Genomic DNA, 19,839 nt, shown 5'->3' on the forward strand with positions numbered 1-19,839 from the left:
TATGAACCACGCGTTGAACCAGCTGCAGCCCTACCCTTTCGAGAAATTGCGCGCCTTGCTGGCGGGCGTCACGGCCGCTGCGGACAAACGTCCGATCGCCCTGTCCATTGGCGAACCCAAGCACGCCTCGCCAGCCTTCGTGAAGCAGGCACTGGCCGACAACCTCGACCAGATGGCGGTGTACCCGACCACCCAGGGCATTCCAGCACTGCGCGAAGCCATCGCCGCGTGGTGCGAACGACGCTTCCAGGTCCCGGCGGGCTGGCTGGATCCGGCGCGCCACGTATTGCCGGTCAACGGCACCCGCGAAGCGCTGTTTGCCTTCACCCAGACCGTTGCACAGCGTGACGTCGACGGGCTGGTGGTCAGCCCCAACCCGTTCTACCAGATCTACGAAGGCGCCGCCCTGCTCGCCGGTACCACACCGCACTACCTGCCTTGCCTGGACCAGAACGGCTTCAACCCGGATTTCGACGCGGTACCGGCCGAGGTCTGGCAGCGCTGCCAGATCCTGTTCCTGTGCTCGCCCGGCAATCCAACCGGTGCCCTGGTACCGATGCCGACCTTGAAGAAACTCATCGCCCTGGCCGACGAGCATGACTTCGTGATCGCTGCGGACGAGTGCTACAGCGAGTTGTACTTCGACGAAGACGCGCCACCGCCCGGCCTGCTGACCGCCTGTGCCGAGCTGGGGCGCAGCGATTTCAAGCGGTGCGTGGTGTTCCACAGCCTGTCCAAGCGCTCCAACCTGCCGGGTTTGCGCTCGGGCTTCGTGGCCGGCGACGCCGACATTCTCAAGGCCTTCCTGCTGTACCGCACCTATCACGGCTGTGCGATGCCCGTGCAGACCCAACTGGCCAGCATCGCCGCCTGGGAAGACGAGGCCCACGTACTGGCCAACCGCGACCTGTACCGGGAGAAATTCGATGCCGTGCTGGATATCCTCACGCCGGTAATGGACGTCAAGCGCCCCGACGGCAGCTTCTACCTGTGGGCCAAGGTGCCCATGGACGACGCGCAGTTCTGCCGCGAGCTGTTCGAGCAGGAGCACGTCACCGTGGTGCCCGGCTCCTACCTGTCGCGCGACGTCGATGGGCTCAACCCAGGCGCCGGCCGCGTGCGCATGGCGCTGGTCGCACCACTGAGCGAGTGTGTCGAAGCCGCCCAGCGCATCCGGCGCTTTCTCGAGCGTCGATAACACATAGCTACGCTTTTGCATGGCGTTTGAACGACATCATCGGTGGCTCTTTTCAAGGAGTCATCGATGATGTGCAATCCCCTGTTCTGCAAGACCCTTCCTGAACTGGATGTCGAGGCATCACGCCGCGTCGCCATGGCCGAACGCCCGACCAATGCGCTGAGTGCCTCGGCGAACGGACGCTCAAAGCGCGCCCTGGGCCAGTTCTCGAAATTCTGGGCGCCCGGCCGCACGCTGACCATTGGTTTCTTCAACGACACCCCTATTGCGCACAAGGCGGCCATCGAGAAAGTGGCGCGGCAGTGGCTGCGGTCGGCCAACCTGAAATTCGATTTCGTCGACGGCATGCTTGCCGATATCCGTATCTATACCGACGGCGACGACAACTACAGTCAGGTCGGCACCGATGCGCTGCTGGCCAGCCCAATGGATGCAACCATGGCCCTGGGCGTCAAACCGGACGATCCGTTGTTCGGGCGTACCGTGTTGCACGAGTTCGGCCACGTGCTGGGGCTGCTGCACGAGCATCAGCACCCCAAGGCAAACATCCCATGGGACATCCCCAAGCTGTATGCGTACTTCGCCGCCAAGGGCGTTGATCAACAGACCGTCGACATCAACCTGCTGGACAAGACCGACAAGGCGCTGGCCAAGGGCACGGCCTATGATCGCGCGTCGATCATGCATTACTCGGTGCTGCAGGAGCAGACGGTGGGCGACTGGGAAGTGGGGATCAACCATACCTTGAGCCGCCGCGACCGGATGTTCGCTCGGCGCATCTACCCCAAGGTCATGGCCTAGCGTGCGTGGCCGAGGCTGGCTTGGTTGATGTCGAACTCGGCCAGCGCCTCATTCATGGCCGCACTGTCCATCAGCCGATGTCGACGCACTACCGGGCGCACCGTATAACGCGGTAGATGCGCGAACTCCTCTTGCGCCCACGCCTGCTGGTGGCCGGTGCGCTGGAAATCGGGCCACTCGCCAATCACCAGAAAAACCACCTGCGGTACCAGCGCGATAGCCAGCAGGGTATTGAAGTCAACCAGGCCCAGCCCGCCCAGCGCCGAGCCAACGACCACGGGTACAGCGCTACCAACGGCAGTCCACAGTTTGGATAATCGGCGCATGGGATGTGACCTCGCATGAGTTACTGTATGCATATACAGTACACAGAACCGGCCGCGTGTTCAATCCCTGAAAGCGCATCGATAACCCGTCCAACGCCTGCATCAGATCAAGCGAACGCCCCAAACATGTCCGCCACCGCCTGCTCGCCCAGAGCCGGTCCGACGCTCATGCCCACTCCGCTGTGCATCAGCGTCGCACTCAAGCCTGGCGCGATGTTCAAGCGGGAAAACGGCTGGGGCCCCTTGGCACCATAGACACCTTGCCAGCGCTCTATTACCTGAATGTTGCAACCCAGGGTGTCCTGTGCCAGCTCCAGCATCCACTGATCGACCTGCTCGGCATTGAACGGCGAAGCGTCCACACCGTATTCATGGGAATCGCCGATGATCAGGTCACCGTAGGGTGTCGGACTGATCAGCAAGTGAATGCCGTGCGTTTCGAGGTGCGGACTGTCGCGCTCGATCTCGCGACGGATGGCAGCCGCTTCGGGCAGATCGGCGAAAGCCCCGTAGTGAACGCAACTCAAACCGGTAAGTACCGAGTGCTGCAGGTTCAGGTTCGACACGGGTCGAGCGCGGAGCATCTGTAGACGGCACACTCGGGGCTTCAGCGCAGCCATGGCTTCGGCGAGCAGCGTCAGGTAATCGTGACCGGAGCACACCACGACCTGCTGGCCACGAAAGGGGCCAGCGGTGCTCTGCAGCTTTCCCGGCTCGACGCCATTGACCAACGTCGAGAAGTGAAACTCCACGCCCAGCTCGCGCTGCAGATAGTCAACCAGCTTGGGTATGGCTTCGCGCGAATACAGTTGCTGGTCGTCGATGCCGTGCAAGGCCGCTCGGTGGTGGCTGAATCGGCCGCCGTACAAGTCGTCCAGCGGCTTGCCGCGCAACAGCTCGACCCGGTAGCCGTGCTCCGTGGCGCGTCCTGTACTGAAGGCGGCCAACAGGTTCTCCTCAGCTTCGGTACGGGCGAACAACAGCGAGCCGTTACGCTTGAGCTCGAAGCCCGCTCGAGCGCTCCAGCTCGCCCAGATACCGCGGCTGGCTTTGGCCAGGTCGAGCATGATGCCCGGTGGCTGACCGGTCACCAGGGCTTGACCGAAGTTGCGCACCGACGCGCCGATCGGGCTCGCCGAACGCTCGAAAACCCGCACTTTCAAGCCACGCCTGGCGGCCGCATAGGCGTGGGAAAGCCCGAGAATACCCGCACCCACCACCAGCAAATCACTTTCATACCGATTCATTTCAACCCACTCCCTACGGCTTGGCCGATTTGCCGTCATAGCGTTTGCGCCATTCGGCCAGAATGTTGTCGCGCTCTTTCGAGGCCCAGGCGAAGTCATTCTTGATCAGGCGTTGCTCGTAGTCGGCAGGCAGCTCGGTGGGAGGCTTGGCCAAGCCTTCCTGGGCCAGTACCGCGAAGTTTTGCTTGTACAGTTCCATGCCCGCCGCGCTGGCGGAGAAATCAGCCAAGCGCTTGGCGGCCTCGGGATGGGCGGTGCCCTTGATCACGGCAGTGGCCTCGATCTCCCAGCCAAGGCCTTCCTTTGGCAGGATGATGTCCAGTGGCGCACCCTGACGTTTGAGCTGTACCGCCGGGTATTCGAATGAAATGCCGATAGGGAACTCACCCGCTGCGGCCATCTTGCAGGGCTTCGAACCGGAGTGGACGTACTGGCCGATGTTCTGGTGCAACGCGTCCATGTAGGTCCAGCCTTGTGCCTCGCCAAAGGTTTGCAGCCAGGCGCTGACGTCCAGAAAGCCCGTACCGGACGAGGCTGGGTTTGGCATCACGATCTTGCCGCGATAGACCGGGTTGGTCAGATCTTGCCAGCTCACGGGGCGCGGCAGGTTCTGCTTCTCGGCTTCGATGGTGTTGAAGCAGATGGTGGCGGCCCAGACATCCATGCCAACCCAAGCCGGCGGATTGGCCGGGTCGCGGTACTTGGCGCCGATCTTGGGCAGATCCTTGGGGGCATAGGCTTCGAGCATGCCTTGCTGATCGAGGATTGCCAGGCTCGAGGCGGCCAGACCCCACACTGCGTCGGCTTGCGGGCGAGCTTTTTCGGCCAGCAGTTTGGCCGTGATGATGCCGGTCGAATCCCTTACCCATTTGATGTCGATATCCGGGTTGGCTTTCTCGAACGCTTTTTCATAGGTCTGCAGCTGCTCGGCTTCCAGTGCGGTGTACACAGTGAGCTCGGTGGCGGCACTGGCGTGAAGGCTGAAGCCTGCGAACACTGCAGCGAAGGCAAGGGGCTTGAACATGGTTTGATCCTGAGTGAAGTAGACAAGGCGGTATCGGTTGGCCGAACAGGTTCTATCAATGGCTGCCGGGGGTTTCACCACGAGCCATGCGTGCGTTGATCCGATCGATGATCGCTGGCAGATCGGCAATGGTGTCGGCCAGGTAATCGGGCCGTACCGGGGCGAACAGGGCATCGATGCGCAGCCTGTGCCGATCGAGCTCGGAGGGCGTGAGCGCCTGGAAGGCCGGGTAATCCAGGCCGAGAAAATTGCCGGAAAAGCGCAGCCCGACCGTCCACATCCCTGCGCTGCGGCCTTCGAGAATGCCCGGCAAGGTGTCGTCGACTTTCACGCAGGCAGCGACGTCACCGATGCTCAGGGCGATGACGTTGGCCAACGCCTGGGCGGGGCCGGGGCGGCCGGTTGGCAGATCGTCGGCAGCCACCACATGATCGGGCTGATAGCCCGCCACTGCGGCCAGTGCCACGACGTGGTCCATGACCTGCCGAGGGTATCCGGAGGTGGTGCCGATCTTGAGCCCGGCCTGACGCATGTGCTCGATGGCCGGCAGCGCACCGGGGATGAGCGCGCTGTGCTTACCGACATTGGCAATCTGCAGCGGCATGAAGCGCTCGTAGATGGCCGTCACGTCCGCGTCGCTCGGTGGCCTGGCAAAACGCTGCTCGAAGCGCGCCGCGATCTGCGGCTGGTCGCACAGGCTGCGAATGTGGTCCCACTTGCCCATGCCCATGGGGCCACGAGCTTCATCCAGGCTCAGTTCGATATCGAACGTGGCGAAGGCTTCGACGAAGATTCGGGTGGGCGCGAAAGAGCCGAAATCGACGACGGTGCCGGCCCAGTCGAGAATGGCCGCTTGCAGTTGGGCAGGGGCTTGATAGTGCATGGTGTTCTCCGAAAATCAGCAGGTAGGCGTGCTCTGGCGCCAGGCTTGTGAACGTCGCAGCAAGCCGCGTGAAACCCAGGCGAGCAAAAGGGAAACGGCTGCCGAGGTGAACAGGATCAGTGTCGACATGGCGGCGGCCCCGCCGACATTGCCCGCGTCGTCCATGTTCAGTACGGCCACCGCCGCGAGGATGCTGTCTGGCGAGTACAAAAAGATGGCGGCGGAAACGGTGGTCATTGCCGAGACGAACAAGTAGCGAATGATGTCCAGCAGCGCGGGCAGGCAAATCGGCAATGTGACGCGCAGGTAGTGCCGATACAGGGGAGCCTTGAGGGATCGCGCGGCCGCCTCGAATTCGCTGTCCAATTGACGCAGAGCGGTAGTTGCCGTCATGTGCGCGGTGGTCAGGTAATGAGCGATGGTGCAGATCACCAGCAGCGCCATGCTTCCATAGAGGCTGTGCAATGGGTTGTCCGGCAGGTTGAAGAAGAAGACGTAGCCCAGGCCAAGCACCAGGCCCGGCACGGCCATGGGTATGAAGGTGAGTATGCGCAGGGCCAGGTTGAGGGCGGGTTGCCCATGGGTTTTCTCCATCAGATAGGCCCCGGTGAAGATCAGCGCGCTCCCCACCACCGCGCTGCAGCTCGCCAGTACCAGGCTGTTGCGATAGGCCAGCCATCCCCCGCCTGCGGTTTCACTGAACAGGTAGTGCTTGAACGACAACGAAAGGTTGTAGGGCCAGAACTTCACCAGGGAAGAAAACACCGCCATGCCCAGCACCGCCAGCAGGCAGCCGCAGATGAGCACCACGATCAACAGGTAGCAACCGTCCCGCCCTCGCGAGGGCTGGGGCGTGAGTACCTGCGCCCGGCCACTCATGGACGAACGTTGGCGGCGGCGCAACCAGGCATCCATCGAAAAGCTGATCAGTGCGGGCACCAGGAGCACCATGCCGATCAGCGCCCCACGGCCGAACTGTTGCTGACCGACCACTGCCTTGTAGGCTTCGATGGCCAGGACCTGATAGTCACCGCCGACGATCACGGGCACGCCGAAGTCAGTGATGGTCAGGGTGAACACCAGGCAGAACGCGGCGAACACTGCTTGTCGCGTCGCGGGCCAGGTGATGCTGTGGAATGACCGCCAGGTGCTGGCGCCCATGCTCGAGGCCGCGTCGAACAGGCGTGCATCGCTCATCGAGAGCGCTGAGAGCAGAATCATCAGGGCGTGGGGAAACGTGTAGATCACCTCGCCGATGACGATGCCCCAGAACCCGTAGATGTTGTCGGTGAACAGGCCGCGCAGCAGCCCCTGGTTACCGAAAAGGTAGATCAGCGCGATGGCGGGCAGCATCGATGGCGCCAGCAGTGGCAGCAGGGATATTCCGCGCCACAAGCCCTTGGCAGGAATCAGGGTGCGTTGCAGCGCGTAGGCGAACAGGTAGGCCAGGGGGACGACGATGAGCGCAACGCTGACCGAAACGCGCAGGCTGTTACCCAGCAACCAGTGAAAATTGTCGCTGCCCAGCAGCTCCCGGGCTGCGATCAGCCCACCGCCCTGCCCTGCATCGTCGCTGAAACCGCGCCAGAAGATCGCCAGCAACGGCAAGAGCAGTGCCATCACCAAGAGCAGCAAGAACAGCACTTTGCCACCGACGACGAATACCTGGTCGTCCCGGTCGGCGCGCTGAGCCCGGCGTGCATGACCTTTGCCGCTCACTGACAGCTTGGCGGTAAGCATCTCAGGCAAACACCTGCAAGCTGTGTGGCGGCAAGGCCACCTGGATATGCCGTGTGCCCGAAGGGGGCAGCTGACGCGCGCTGATTTCGGCGGTCAGCGATTGGCCCGGCAGTTCGTCGAATTCGAAGCTCATTCGGCACCGGTTGCCGAGGAAGGTCACGTCCTGCATCTGCGCCGCGAACAGGTTTTCCTCCGAGTGCCGAGGGTTCACGCAGATCGACTCGGGACGGCAGAACAGGCGCCCGACGCAGCGGGGCGCGACGGCATCGGCCAGTCGCAACTGAAGTGGGCCCACTTGCGCATGACCATTGCCATTGCCTTCGAAAGCCAACCAGTTGCCCTGCCCCACGAAGTTGGCCACAAATGGCGTCTCGGGACTTTCATAGATCGATTGCGGGCTGGCGTATTGCTCGATGCGCCCCTGGTTCATCACCGCAATCCGATCGGCCATCAGCATGGCTTCTTCCTGGTTATGCGTAACCATCAAGGTGGTAATGCCAAGCCGCTGCTGCAGCGTGCGCAGCTCGGTGCACAGGTGTTCGCGCACCTGGGCGTCGAGCGCAGACATCGGTTCGTCCAGCAACAGCAAGGATGGCGCGGGAGCCAGCGCACGGGCCAAGGCGACGCGCTGTTGCTGACCACCGGAGAGCTGGCCCGGATACTTTTTCTCGCTGCCGGTCAGCCCTACCAGCTCGAGCATGGCAGCGACCCGCTGACGAACGATATCGCGCGCGCTGCCGGCGAGGCCGTAGCCGATGTTTTGCTCGACGGTGAGATTGGGGAACAACGCGTACGACTGAAACACGATGCCATAGTCCCTGGCCTGGGGCGGCAGGTTGGAGACATCCCTGGACCCCATGTAGATGGCCCCGCGATTTTGCTGCTCCAGCCCTGCGATGCAGCGCAACAACGTAGTCTTGCCGCACCCCGACGGGCCGAGCAGGCACACCAGTTCGCCCGGCGAGATCTCCAGGGATACGTCGTCCAGCGCCTTGAACGCGCCGAAGTTCTTGCGCAGACCGGCGATCCGTATCGTCACGCCTGGAGAGGCTTCATCAGTAGGGCTGGAACGCAGCATGGGGCACCTCATCAAGTGGAGCACGCGCCGCCTGTGGAGTGCGGCATGCGTGTCGATGAGGCAATGCTAGGGCGTTATTGCGACGACGATGTGGCAGATAGCCAAAAGCTGGCGATAGTCCTATTGGTGAATTTGCCCAGTCTTCAGGACGGCTACAGCTGACGCGCGATGCTGTCGCGAGCGACGTCGAGAAAAGCCGCTGGCAAACGGGCCTGCCTGCGGTCCTTGAGGCAATACAGATACTCGGCGATCTGCGGCGCGCCTTCTATCGCAATGATCCGCAGATCCGGGTTGACGGGCACTTCCTGGCGAGCGATCAGGCTCACGCCGATATTGCGCAGAACGGCTTCGCGGATGGATTCCCGGCTGCCGATTTCCAGCTCGATGCCTGGGCGAACCTGATGGGTGTTCAAAAACTGCTCGGTCAAGGTTCTGGTGGTCGAGCCATGTTCGCGCATCAACAGGCATTGGCCCGCCAACGCACTGGGCGGTACACACTCTTGCACGGCCAGCGGGTGCTGCTTGTGAACGGCCAGTACCAAAGGATCGGTGCCCAGCACCAGGTGCATCAAGCGAGGGTCGTCGAGCCATTGCGAGGAGGCCGCCAGGTCGACCCGGTAGTCTTCGAGCGCCTCGAGTACATCCTGGGAGTTGCCGATCTGCACCGACACATCGATGTGTGGCAGCCGCTCGCGAAATGACTTGATGAGATCGAGGATATAGTAAGGCGCCGTCGCTCCGATCCTCAGTGCGCCAAGGGCCTGGCCGCAGTTTCGCAAATGAAACTCGATATCTGCCTCATGCTGCAACAGCGCCTTGACCTTGGGCAACAGTCGGGCGCCCTCGTCGCTGACAGTCAAACGACGCCCTCCCCGATAGAACAATTCCACGGCGTAGCGGCTCTCCAGTTGCCGAATCTGCGTGGTGACCGTCGGCTGGCTCAAGCCAAGCTTCTTGGCGGCCTGGGTGACGCTGCCCAAAAGCGCGACGGTGTAGAAAGCCTTGAGTTCTGCACTGAGCATGGTCGGGCGGGTTCCTTGCAATACAGCGAGATTGTATTGTCCGCTGGGTGACATGGCGCCGGGTTCTGTCGATGGCCAGGCCCGGGCTTCGAGGTTACACCGCAGCAGTGGCTCGACTCTGCGGCCAACGCTCAGCGTCCACGGCCCAGATTCGCCTCGTTCATGTCCAGTTCGGCCAGCACTTCACGCACGACGTCGTCGCCGATCTTGCGTTGCCGACGCATTTCATACAACGCCAGGCGTTGCGCACGCAGGGCCTTGATGCGCAGGTGGCGTTCCAGTTGGTCCATCTGCCGGGCCAGCGCCTGGGCTTCGGCGGAGTCTTCGAACACCGCCAACTGCTGCCGGTACTCGGACATGATGCGCGCCTTGAGTTCGGTTGCCAGTGCGGCCTGGCTGGCGTCCTGTTCGGTGGCCTTCTGCGCCTGGTCTTCCTCTTCCAGCGAACGGATGGCCGATTCGGCGGTGTAGCGCCAGGCATCGCGCACTTCCTGGCGCGCACTCTGGTCATCGCTGGCGGCGACTCCGCGCAACAACAGCGGCAAAGCGATGCAGGCCACCACCAGCGAGAGCAGGATGACACCGGCGGCGATGAAGATCAGCAGGTCACGCTGGGGAAAGGTCTGGCCGGGCGACATCAGCAAGGGCACCGACATGACACCGGCCAAGGTCACCGCACCACGCACGCCGCCCAGGGTCAGCAAGGCGCAGGAGCGTGCGTCGGGCAGGCGGGTGATGGTGGTCTTGCCGCGCAGGCGGCGTACCCACGATATCGCCCGCCAGGTGCTCTGGACCCAGACGAAGCGCAGCAACAACAGGATGCCGAAGATTGCCAGCACTTCCAGGCAGCGCCACGACAAGGCTGGCCACAGGGTGGGCTCGTGGCTGATCACCGCCTTGACGATGTCTGGCAACTGCAGACCCAGCAGCAAGAAGATCAGACCGTTGAAGGCGAACTCCAGCAAGGCCCAGACGCTGCGGTTGAGGATGCGCGTGCGGGTCTGGCGGGGCAGCAAGTCGAGCCAGCTCTGCATCATGCCGGCGGCCACTGCGCTGAGGATACCCGAAGCTCCCAGGCGCTCGGCCAGCACATAGGCGGCGAACGGCAGCAGCAGCATGAACACCACGTGCGTGGCTGGATCGTCCCAGCCACGGGCGATCATCCACACGCGCAAGCGCCCTACCACCCAGCTCAGCAGCACGCCCAATGCCAGGCCACCGACCGCGACCAGAACGAACGTCACGCTGGCATCGGCCAGGGAGAACACCCCGGTGATCGCCGCGGCCAGGGCAAACTTGAACGTCACCAGGCCCGATGCATCGTTCATCAGTGCCTCGCCCTGAAGGATGCGCATCAAGGGTGTCGGCAAGCGGTCCTGAGCGATGGCCGATACTGCCACCGCATCGGTAGGTGACAACACGGCGGCCAAAGCAAACGCCACCGGCAGCGGAATGTCGGGCAGCAGCCAATGGATGAAGTACCCGGCGCCCAGCACCGTGAACAGCACCAGACCCACCGCCAGCATCAGCACAGGGCCGCGGTAATGCCACAGGTCACGCTTGGGGATGCGCCAACCATCGGAGAACAGCAGCGGCGGCAGGAACAGAAACAGGAACAGCTCGGGCTCCAGCGCCACGTGCAGGCCCAGGGTCGGCCAGGCGAGGATGGCGCCGGCGGCAATCTGCAGCAGGGGCAATGGCAAGGGAATGACGCGGGCGACCAACCGCGAAACGCCGACCAGCATGAGCAGGATCAGCACGGTGTAGGCGGTTTGCATGGGGCAGGATTTCCTTTGAATCGACAGACAGTGGCCATGGTACCGGCTTACGCACGGTTGGCGCATGACATGACACAACACGACTCGTCGGTAGAGCGGGTCGGCAACGTCAGTCGAGTGGCCCGGCGCTGATAACCCTGGATCATCCTAAGCCCGGCGAAAATGTAGATTCTTGCGCCATGGGCTTGTCCGTAGACTGGACACACCCGTCAGGATCAAGCAGCCATGTTGCCAGACACCGCACACTCATCGACGGCAACGTTTCCCGATCCGCCCGCGCCAGTGCTGCAATGGGCGAATCACAAGGTCTGCGTCATTGGCTTTCTGCTGCTCGACGGTTTCTCCCTGCCCTGCTTTACCCAGGCACTGGCGGTTCTGTCGACCGCCAACATGATCAGGCCGGGCGCGGTGAAGACGCGCACGTTCTCGGGCAACGGCACCGAGGTGGTCAGCGACCTGGGCATACCGATCCGACCGGACACACCCCTTACCGACGTGCGAATGGCGGAACTGGATGTGTTGATCGTGTGTGGCGGTCTGCGCACCACCCGAGTCGCTCCACCTTGGCTGACGGTGTTGTTGAAGAAACTGGCGAGGACACCGGTGGCGCTCGGCGGGCTCTGGAACGGCGCCTGGTACCTGGGAAAAGCCGGCCTGCTGGATGGGTATCGCTGTGCCATTCACCCGGAGCAACGCACTGCGCTGTCCGAACGCTCGCCCTACGCCAGCGTGACTACGGAGGTGGCCGTCATCGACCGTGACAGGCTCACGGCCGCCACCCCCACTGGCGCCTATCACGTCATGGTGAACTGGCTCAAGAAACAGTGCGGGCAGGCATTGGCCGAGGCGATCGCCGACCTGCTCAACTACGACCAGCCCCGCTCACGCAAGGTCGATCTGGGTCGGCAGCAGCATCTGAGCCGGCCGCTGCGCGAAATCATCCAGCTGATGCAGACTAACCTGGAAGAATCGTTGGATCCGGAACAGCTGGCCGCTTGTGTCCACCTGTCCAGGCGGCAGGTGCAGCGCCTGTTCCGCGAGCAACTGTCCACCACACCGCAGCGCTACTACTTGCGCCTGCGCATCACCGAAGCACGCCGGCTCATTCAGAACTCGAGCATGCCGATTACCGAAGTGGCGATCGCGTGCGGCTTCGTTTCCGGCCCTCACTTCAGCAAGTGCTATCGAAGCTTCTTCGGCTACCCGCCTTCCAGGGAACAGCGCTATGAAGTGTGACGCCGTCTGTAGCCTGCCCCGGGACGGGCTACCCCCGACCCTGGGATAGGGTCGGGGCGGCCCTCACTGGCAGGGTTACGACGCGTCGATCCAGATGGTCTTGATCTCGGTGTATTGATCATGGGCCCAGATCGATTTATCACGCCCGCCGAAACCGGATTCCTTGTACCCGCCGAATGGCGTCGAGGCATCACCCTCGCCGAAGCAGTTCACGGTGACGATGCCGGCGCGGATGCCTCGGGAGAGTTTCAGCGCATTGCGCAGATTACCGGTGTAGGCCGACGCGGCCAGGCCGTAGGCGGTGTCGTTGGCCAACTCGATCGCCTGCTCGACGGTGTCGAAGGTGGTCACGGTCAACACCGGGCCGAAGATTTCTTCCTGAAAAAGACGATTGTCGCGCCCGACGCCATCGATGATCGTCGGCTCGACGAACATGGGCGCGCCTTCACCTCCGCCGACCAGAAACTCGAGTTTTTCGTCAGAGGCCTGGTCGATGTAGGAGCGTACCTTGTCGAAGTGAGCCTTGCTGATCATCGACCCCAAACGGTTCTCTGGGTCGAGTGGGTCGCCCATCTGCCAGTCGCGCAGGTGCACGACCACGCGTTTGATGAGTGCTTCCTTGATGTCCTTGTGCACGATCAGCCGCGAAGACGCCGAGCAGTTTTCGCCCATGTTCCAGAAGGCGCCGTTGACCACGTGCTGGGCGACCTGATCCACGTCTTCCACATCGTCCATCACCACCGCTGGATTCTTGCCACCGCATTCCAGCACGACCCGCTTCAGGTTGGATTCGCTGGAGTACTTGAGGAAACGACGACCCGTATCCGTCGAACCGGTGAAGCTGATCATGGCCACGTCCGGATGGCGGCCAATCGGTTCGCCTGCCTCCTGGCCACTGCCCGGAACGACGTTGAAGACGCCAGCAGGAATGCCGGCCCGATACGCAAGCTCAGCCACTCGCAGCGCGCTCAGCGTGGTTTCCTCGGCCGGCTTGACCACCACCGAGCAGCCCGCAGCCAGTGCAGGACCGATTTTCCATGCCAGCATGAGCAGCGGGAAATTCCACGGCAGGACCAGGCCGACGACACCTATGGGCTCGCGCACGACCATGGTCACGGCGCCGGAACCGACGGGCGCAGTGGCGTCGTAGATCTTGTCGGCCAGCTCGGCGTGCCAGCGAATGGTGTTGATGGTTTCGGGAATGTCGATGCCTTGGCATTCACGGACAGGCTTGCCGCTGTCCAGGCTTTCCAGAACGGCCAATTCGTGGGCGTTGTCTTCCAGCAACTGGGCGAAACCGAGCAGTACGGCCTTACGCGCGGCGGGAGACAGCGCGCTCCAGCGGCCATCTTCGAAGGCGGCCTTGGCGCTGGCGACTGCCAGGTCGACATCCTGGCTATCGCAGGCAGCCACATTGGCAAGATGCGCACCGGTTGCCGGGTTGCGGGTGGCGAATGTCCTGCCCGACCGTGCGGGGTGGAATGTGCCATCCACGAACGCCTGGGTACGGTATTCAAGCCGGCCGGCCAGTTCCAGATAGCCTTCTTTGCTCAGCAACTCGGTCATTTCATGCCTCCCCAGTGATGTGGGCAACGTTCTGCTTGAGGGTGCTCACGACGGCGGCAAGCTCGGCCTTTTCGGCTTCTTCCAAGCCCTTGAGGGGGGCGCGCACACCGCCTGCGCGAAGACCACTGAGCTCGCTGCCGTACTTGATGGACTGGACGAACTTGCCGGTTTCCAGAAAGTCCATCAGCGGCAACATCGCGGCCATGATGCGCCGTCCCTTGTCGAAGTCCTTGTCGATCACACAGGCTTCATAGAGCGCAACGTGTTCGCGGGGAATGAAGTTGGAACCGGCGCAGACCCAGCTGCGCGCGCCCCAGGCGAAGAACTCGAGCGCCTGGTCGTCCCACCCGCAGGAAATCTGGATGGCTGGGTGAGCGGTAGCCAGCCGGTGCAACCGCGCCATTTCCCCGGAGCTCTCCTTGATCGCGACGATGTTCGGGCAGTGCGCCACGGCCTCGAAGAACTCGTTGCCCATTGCCACACCCATCCGTGCGGGATAGTTGTAGAGCATGATGGGTAGCCCGGCGGCCTGGTCGACGGCCAGCACATGGGCGGCGATTTCATGCTGGGTCGGCAGTGCATAGGGCGGCGACCCCACCAGGATGGCATCGGCCTTGATCTGCCGAGCCTGTTCGGCGAACTGCACCGAGTCTTCGGTGCGGATCGCACCGGTGCCGATCACCAGGGGCAAGCGCGTGCCGATGACGTCCCTGGCCTTTTTGGCCAACTCGATGCGCTCTTGCGGCGAATGCGCGTAGTACTCGCCGGTAGAGCCGCCGATGATCACGCCATGCACTTTCGAATCGATCAGGTATTCGAGCACTTCGGCAAACGCGACAGGGTCGATACTGCCGTCCGCCTTCAATGGCGTAATGGCGGGCGTGAAGATGCCGTCAAAGTTCATGGTGTAGCCTCCAGTAGTTGAATGTCTGAATCTCGAACACTTCGCAACACGTCAGCTCTCGCGTCCGGCGCGGTACTGTCCCCACTTCAAATTCATGTTCACCCCCGCTGACAGAAACGGTTGCGGCGGGTTGGTATTGGGCCGCGGCGCACTGAGCAGGTAGTCGATCAGGGGGTCGTGTTCGCCGGCCAGCCAGTCGGCGAGAAGCTTCCCGGTGATGGTGCCCCGCGTGACGCCCAGGCCATTGCAACCCAGGGCACCGTAGACGTTGCGGGCCAGCTCACCGAAGAAGCCGTTGTGGTTGCGCGACATCGCCAGGGCGCCGCCCCAGGTGTATTCGAAGTTCACGTGCGGCAACATGGGAAAGCGCACATCGAATGACGCCTTGTGACGACGCACGAAGCGGTCGTTGAATTTCTGATTGCTGCGTCCATCGGGATTGAAGCTGAAGCTGTTGCGAATGAGCAGCCGGTTGTCCGGGGTGCGCCTGACCGTGGTGCCGAAGGGATCCGCCGGAATGGCGCCCCAGAACGGCTTGCCACCCAGCGCCGCTTGTTCTTCCTCGGTCAGCTGACGGGTAATGCTGCCGTAGGTGTAGATCGGCAACATTCGCCCCTGGAGAAAACCGAAACGCATGCCGAACGAGTTGTTGGCCAATACCAGCTTGTCGGCGGTGATGCTGCCATGGGCATGCCTGAGGACCGTCTTGGCGCCATACTCGACATCGGTGATCGGCGTGCGCTCGTAGAGCGTGACGTTCGCAGGCAGGCTGTCAGCCAGGCCTTTGACCAAGGCAGACGGTTGGATCAGCACCGCGCCTGGGGTGTACAGGGCCTTTCGGTAGAAACGCGTCCCGAGGTGATCGGGCAGTTCATCGGCGCCGATCATCTGGTAGGGCTGGTCGAGCTTGTCCAGTCCTCGGCGATACGCTTCAAGTACGGCGATGCCGCGCTCCTCGACTGCCGCCTGATACTTGCCGCAGGCCTTGAGCTGGCAATCGATCGCGTGCTGGCTGACCAACTCCTTCAACGACAATTGCCCAGCCAGGTTCAACCTGAGGCTGATCTTGGCCAATTCGATATCGCCGATGTAATCTTCAGCAGCAATATCGTGGGGCAGGTCGATGGCGAAACCGGCATTCCTGCCCGAGGGGCCGAGCCCGACTTCCTGGGCCTCCACCAACACGATCTCTTCGTCGGGAAAGCGCAGCGCCAGCTGCCGTGCAGCCGCCAGACCGGTGAATCCGGCGCCTACCACGACCCAACGCGCAGTCCTGTGCCCCGAGTGAGTGGGCATCGGCGTGCGTGGGTAGCTCAGATGAAACCAACCACAGGTCTTGTCGTCCGCAGGCAGCGAAGTAACTTTCATGATCGTGACCATCGATAGTTGAGTTTGCCTGCCGCCAGCATGAGTTCACGGACAGGTAACAGCGCCAATGAGAAGTACGCGCGCAGCCGGACGCGGTCCGTTGATACGTACGTATCGGCAAGGCAGTGCGGTGACAGGGTGTAGCGGCCCTGACGGCAATCATCGTCAGGCGCCGCCGGGTGCGGGCAGGCACAGGGCCCGGCGCGGCAGCCGGCCCCTGTGTCATGCGTCTATTTCTTCGCCGCCGCGCGGGCGTCCGCCAGCCAGCCGTCGTATTCGGCCTGGTGCGCCTTGATCCATTCGGCGGCATGCCGCTTGATATCGGCCAAGGACTTTTCACCTTTCTGCATGCGCAAGTTCTGCGCACTTTCATCGGCCGTGGTAATACGCACTTCGGACAGGAACTTGGTGGCCACCGGATTCTCTTCCGAGAATTCCTTGTTCATCACCGCGTAGACGGTGTCTACCGGGAAGCCCAGGTTTTTCCCGTTATAGAAAGTGTCCTTGGATTCCTTGCCATCGGGCAGCGAGGTGAAGGGCACCGGCAGCCAGACCACGTCGCGGCCCTCCACCAGTACGCCGGCGATCCACTGCGGCACCCAGGTGAAGAACAGGATGGGCTTGCCTTGTTCGAAGCGCGCAATGGTGTCGGCCATGAGGGCGAAGTACGAGCCGCGGTTGTCAACCACCGTAGGCTCCAGACCATAGGCTTTCATGTGGTACTCGACCATGACTTCGCACCCCCACCCCGGGTTGCATCCGGTCAGGTCGGCCTTGCCATCGCCATTGCTGTCGAACAGCTTGGCGATTTCCGGCTTCTTCAGATCCGACAGGTCCTTGATGTTGTAGGCGTCTGCAGTTTTCTTGTCGATCATGTACCCCTGCAGTACTCCCTTCATCACTTCGCCGACCTTGACCATCGACTCATCGCCGCCAGCCTTGTTGTAGAAGCCTTCATGCAAGGCGCCCCACTCATGCACGGTGAAGTCCGCGTCACCGTACGACAGTGCCAGGAACATCGCCGGGTAATCGACCTCCTTGGGTGGCTTGACGTTGTAGCCCAGGTCTTTCAGGCCGGCTATGGCCACCTCCCCCCTGAAACGCTCTTCGGCGATGGATGGAAAGATGGGGGTGATCGACTTGCCGTCCCCAGGCTTGTTGGCATCGGCGGCGAACGCCCCGAAGCTCAGAACGGTGCCAAGGACTGCCGCGGCGAGGCTGGCAAGCGCGGATTTCTGGAGGGTTACAGGGTTCATGAGTCACCACGTTCAAGGGTTAGATAGGGTGAGCAGGCACGTCAATGAGTGATCGCAGTTTCGACTGGCTTCTTCTTTTTCAACTTCATCAGCAGACCTACAGGGCCGGTTTCGTACCAGCGCTGGCCGGTTGCCAGATCCTTGCTGCGCTCGCCCATGGCCTGGGTGAGTCGATCGAGGAACACGGCAAGCAGCACCAGCCCGGCGCCACCGACACTGGCCAGGCCCATGTCCAGCCTGCCGATACCGCTGAGCACCATCAGGCCCAGGCCACCTACGGAAATCATGGACGCCACCACCACCATCGAAAGCGACAGCATGAGCGTTTGATTGAGGCCGGCCATCATGGTCGGCGCGGCCAGCGGCAGTTGGACCTTCAAGAGCATTTGCGTCGCCGTGCAACCGAACGCCCTGGCGGCCTCGACCTTGTCTTCGGGCACCTGACGGATGCCCAGATTGGTCAGGCGTACCAACGGCGCCACCGAGAAGATGATGGTGACGATCACTCCGGGCACGTTGCCGATGCCGAACAGCATGACCACCGGCACCAGGTAGACGAACGCCGGCAGCGTTTGCATGGCGTCCAGTACCGGACGAATGATCATCTCGAGCCGATCGCTGCGCGCGCTCAATATCCCCAGTGGAATGCCGATGACGGCACAGAAGACCAGCGATGTGAGCACCAGCGCGAGGGTGACCATGGCGTCCTCCCACACACCGATCAGCCCCAGTGCGGTGAGGGTGGCCAGGGTGAACAAAGCGATTCGCTTGCCGCCGATCTGCCAGCTGATCAGCGCGGCAATGATGATGAACACGGTAGGCGGCGCCGAAAGCAAGCCTGCCTGGATGCCATCGAGTACCTGATCCACCGGCCAGCGAATCGAACGGAATACATCACGGAAGTTATGAACGAGATACTTGAGAACGCCCTCGACCCATGTCCCGAGCGGTACGTTTATGGTTTTGAAAGGATCCAGAAGATTAAAGTCGGACATAGCCCACCTCAGAGACGACCCGAAAGCTGATCGTGGATTTATCGGCTGCTCAAGCAGTTCAGCAGGTGACCTTGCGAGATGGTCCCCTTGTACAAACCCCCACGGTCCACGACAGGCATGGGCGTGTGCGAGGCGGCAACGAGCGGAACGATTTCGCGCAGCAGCGCATCTGCATCGATAGGCGTGTGTCGGCCGGGCTCGTAGACGATGCGGGCGTCCAACTGGGCAATATCGCCCGCGCGCAGGATGCGGCTGGTATCGAACCCTTCGAAGAAGTCCTTGACGTACGCGTTGGCTGGATTGCAGAGCAGTTCGCGCGGGGTTCCGATCTGTACCACTCGGCCGCCCTCCATGATCGCAATGCGATGCCCAATCCGAACGGCCTCTTCGATGTCGTGGGAAATGAAGATGATGGTGCGGTTCTGCTCGGCCTGTAGCTTGAGCAGTTCGCCCTGCATTTCGCTGCGAATCATCGGGTCGAGTGCCGAGAACGCTTCGTCCATCAGCAGGATGGCCGGGTCGTTGGCCAGCGCCCGTGCCAGCCCGACGCGCTGCTGCATGCCGCCGGACAATTGATGCGGGTAGCTGTGTTCTTGCCCGGCCAGCCCTACTTGCCGCAAGGCCACCACTGAACGGCTGTAGCGTTCCTTTTCACTGACGCCGCTGATCTCGAGGCCGAAGCTGACGTTATCGATCACGCTCATGTGGGGCATGAGGGCAAACGACTGGAAGACCATGCCCATGTCCTTGCGGCGCACTTGCAGCAGATCTTTGTCGGCCAGGCCGGTGATTTCCTTGCCATTGAGGAATATCGAGCCGGAAGTGGGCTCTATCAGCCGGTTGAAGAGGCGCACCATGGTGGATTTGCCCGAACCGGAAAGCCCCATGATCACGAAGATTTCGCCACGCTTCACAGAGAAGTTCGCATCGAACACACCGATGACCTGGCCCGTCTTTTCGAACACTTCGGCCTTGGAAGCGCCCTCGCGCAACATATTCATGGCCACTTTGGGTTGTGCCCCGAAGACCTTGTATACATTGTGTACGGATATTATATCGTCGGCGTTATTCATACCTTGCCTCCTTCGCGGCAGCACTCATTGCAGTAGGCAAATCATGGCAACGCGAAACATGTTGTAAGGGGCAGTGGTACGGGTAATTGTTCATCGCAACGATTTCCTTGTTTTTTATTCTTACCCCCAGGAATTAGGGTGTTTTTTCAATCTATGCCCAATGTGTATTCAGATCCAACAACATTTACAGCCCTTATTCGATAACGTTGGGTTATAGGTTCTGCATGGGTTGTGCAGCAGGCCTCGGGCATGCCAGCAAGCGACCGAGGCGCATCGAAAACGACACCGAACCGACACGGCGAAGCCAGGGTGCTATACCCTCGCCGCCGACCGAGCACAGCGGT

17 protein-coding genes are annotated in these 19,839 nt (G+C 62.0%); 3 read left to right on the top strand and 14 right to left on the bottom strand.

The features are described 5' to 3' along the window. Nucleotide 1 precedes the first annotated feature (1 nt). A complete protein-coding gene (gene dapC, locus IFT44_RS19655; RefSeq protein ID WP_192057848.1) occupies nucleotides 2-1,198 on the top strand; it encodes a succinyldiaminopimelate transaminase in 1,197 nt (398 codons plus the stop codon). A gap of 66 nt (nucleotides 1,199-1,264) precedes the next feature. Continuing rightward, nucleotides 1,265-1,999 carry a M12 family metallopeptidase gene (locus IFT44_RS19660; protein WP_192176452.1) on the top strand — a complete coding sequence of 245 codons (735 nt, stop codon included), beginning with the start codon at nucleotides 1,265-1,267 and terminating at the stop codon, nucleotides 1,997-1,999. Here IFT44_RS19660 and IFT44_RS19665 read toward each other — a convergent pair. From IFT44_RS19665 to IFT44_RS19700, 8 genes are all read right to left on the bottom strand, one after another. Beyond that, nucleotides 1,996-2,325, bottom strand: coding sequence for a hypothetical protein (locus tag IFT44_RS19665; protein WP_185794259.1), 330 nt, complete (start codon nucleotides 2,323-2,325; stop codon nucleotides 1,996-1,998). The genes IFT44_RS19660 and IFT44_RS19665 overlap by 4 nt on opposite strands. A 107-nt stretch (nucleotides 2,326-2,432) precedes the next feature. Further along, the gene (locus IFT44_RS19670; RefSeq protein WP_192176453.1) at nucleotides 2,433-3,572 is read right to left on the bottom strand and encodes a TIGR03364 family FAD-dependent oxidoreductase; all 1,140 of its coding nucleotides are present in this window, start codon (nucleotides 3,570-3,572) and stop codon (nucleotides 2,433-2,435) included. A 13-nt stretch (nucleotides 3,573-3,585) separates the two neighbouring features. Further along, nucleotides 3,586-4,596: a putative 2-aminoethylphosphonate ABC transporter substrate-binding protein gene (locus IFT44_RS19675; RefSeq protein ID WP_122476599.1), complete on the bottom strand. Its 1,011-nt coding sequence runs from the start codon at nucleotides 4,594-4,596 to the stop codon at nucleotides 3,586-3,588. Between the two features lie 55 nt (nucleotides 4,597-4,651). After that, the gene (gene phnX, locus IFT44_RS19680) at nucleotides 4,652-5,479 is read right to left on the bottom strand and encodes a phosphonoacetaldehyde hydrolase (protein WP_185794257.1); all 828 of its coding nucleotides are present in this window, start codon (nucleotides 5,477-5,479) and stop codon (nucleotides 4,652-4,654) included. A gap of 15 nt (nucleotides 5,480-5,494) precedes the next feature. Beyond that, a complete protein-coding gene (locus IFT44_RS19685; protein WP_192057843.1) occupies nucleotides 5,495-7,219 on the bottom strand; it encodes a putative 2-aminoethylphosphonate ABC transporter permease subunit in 1,725 nt (574 codons plus the stop codon). A gap of 1 nt (nucleotide 7,220) precedes the next feature. Further along, the gene (locus tag IFT44_RS19690; protein ID WP_192057842.1) at nucleotides 7,221-8,297 is read right to left on the bottom strand and encodes a putative 2-aminoethylphosphonate ABC transporter ATP-binding protein; all 1,077 of its coding nucleotides are present in this window, start codon (nucleotides 8,295-8,297) and stop codon (nucleotides 7,221-7,223) included. A 152-nt stretch (nucleotides 8,298-8,449) separates the two neighbouring features. Next, on the bottom strand, nucleotides 8,450-9,319 hold the full coding sequence (locus tag IFT44_RS19695; protein WP_192057841.1) for a LysR substrate-binding domain-containing protein: 870 nt from the start codon (nucleotides 9,317-9,319) through the stop codon (nucleotides 8,450-8,452). Nucleotides 9,320-9,450: 131 nt separating this feature from the next. Next, nucleotides 9,451-11,097, bottom strand: coding sequence for a Na+/H+ antiporter (locus IFT44_RS19700; RefSeq protein ID WP_192176454.1), 1,647 nt, complete (start codon nucleotides 11,095-11,097; stop codon nucleotides 9,451-9,453). Nucleotides 11,098-11,322: 225 nt separating this feature from the next. On the opposite strand from IFT44_RS19700, the gene IFT44_RS19705 reads away from it, so the two are divergent. After that, nucleotides 11,323-12,333, top strand: a complete 1,011-nt coding sequence (locus IFT44_RS19705) for a GlxA family transcriptional regulator (protein WP_192102503.1) — start codon at nucleotides 11,323-11,325, stop codon at nucleotides 12,331-12,333. A gap of 75 nt (nucleotides 12,334-12,408) precedes the next feature. On the opposite strand, the gene IFT44_RS19710 is transcribed toward IFT44_RS19705, so the two are convergent. The 6 genes from IFT44_RS19710 to IFT44_RS19735 all read right to left on the bottom strand — a co-directional run bounded on the left by IFT44_RS19710 (nucleotide 12,409) and on the right by IFT44_RS19735 (nucleotide 19,495). Beyond that, a complete protein-coding gene (locus IFT44_RS19710) occupies nucleotides 12,409-13,899 on the bottom strand; it encodes an aldehyde dehydrogenase (RefSeq protein WP_192176455.1) in 1,491 nt (496 codons plus the stop codon). 1 nt (nucleotide 13,900) lies between these two features. Beyond that, on the bottom strand, nucleotides 13,901-14,803 hold the full coding sequence (locus IFT44_RS19715) for a dihydrodipicolinate synthase family protein (RefSeq protein WP_192057837.1): 903 nt from the start codon (nucleotides 14,801-14,803) through the stop codon (nucleotides 13,901-13,903). Nucleotides 14,804-14,854: 51 nt separating this feature from the next. Further along, the gene (locus IFT44_RS19720) at nucleotides 14,855-16,174 is read right to left on the bottom strand and encodes an NAD(P)/FAD-dependent oxidoreductase (protein WP_122476785.1); all 1,320 of its coding nucleotides are present in this window, start codon (nucleotides 16,172-16,174) and stop codon (nucleotides 14,855-14,857) included. A gap of 227 nt (nucleotides 16,175-16,401) precedes the next feature. After that, entirely contained in the window at nucleotides 16,402-17,427 is a 1,026-nt protein-coding gene (gene proX / locus IFT44_RS19725; RefSeq protein WP_122476614.1) for a glycine betaine/L-proline ABC transporter substrate-binding protein ProX, read from the bottom strand. Between the two features lie 41 nt (nucleotides 17,428-17,468). Further along, nucleotides 17,469-18,422, bottom strand: a complete 954-nt coding sequence (gene proW, locus IFT44_RS19730; RefSeq protein WP_122476616.1) for a glycine betaine/L-proline ABC transporter permease ProW — start codon at nucleotides 18,420-18,422, stop codon at nucleotides 17,469-17,471. A 38-nt stretch (nucleotides 18,423-18,460) separates the two neighbouring features. Next, complete coding sequence (locus tag IFT44_RS19735; protein WP_192176456.1) at nucleotides 18,461-19,495, bottom strand: quaternary amine ABC transporter ATP-binding protein; 1,035 nt, start codon at nucleotides 19,493-19,495, stop codon at nucleotides 18,461-18,463. Nucleotides 19,496-19,839 lie beyond the last annotated feature (344 nt).

The organism is Pseudomonas sp. CFBP 13710, from assembly GCF_014842235.1.
GTDB lineage: Bacteria > Pseudomonadota > Gammaproteobacteria > Pseudomonadales > Pseudomonadaceae > Aquipseudomonas > Aquipseudomonas baltica.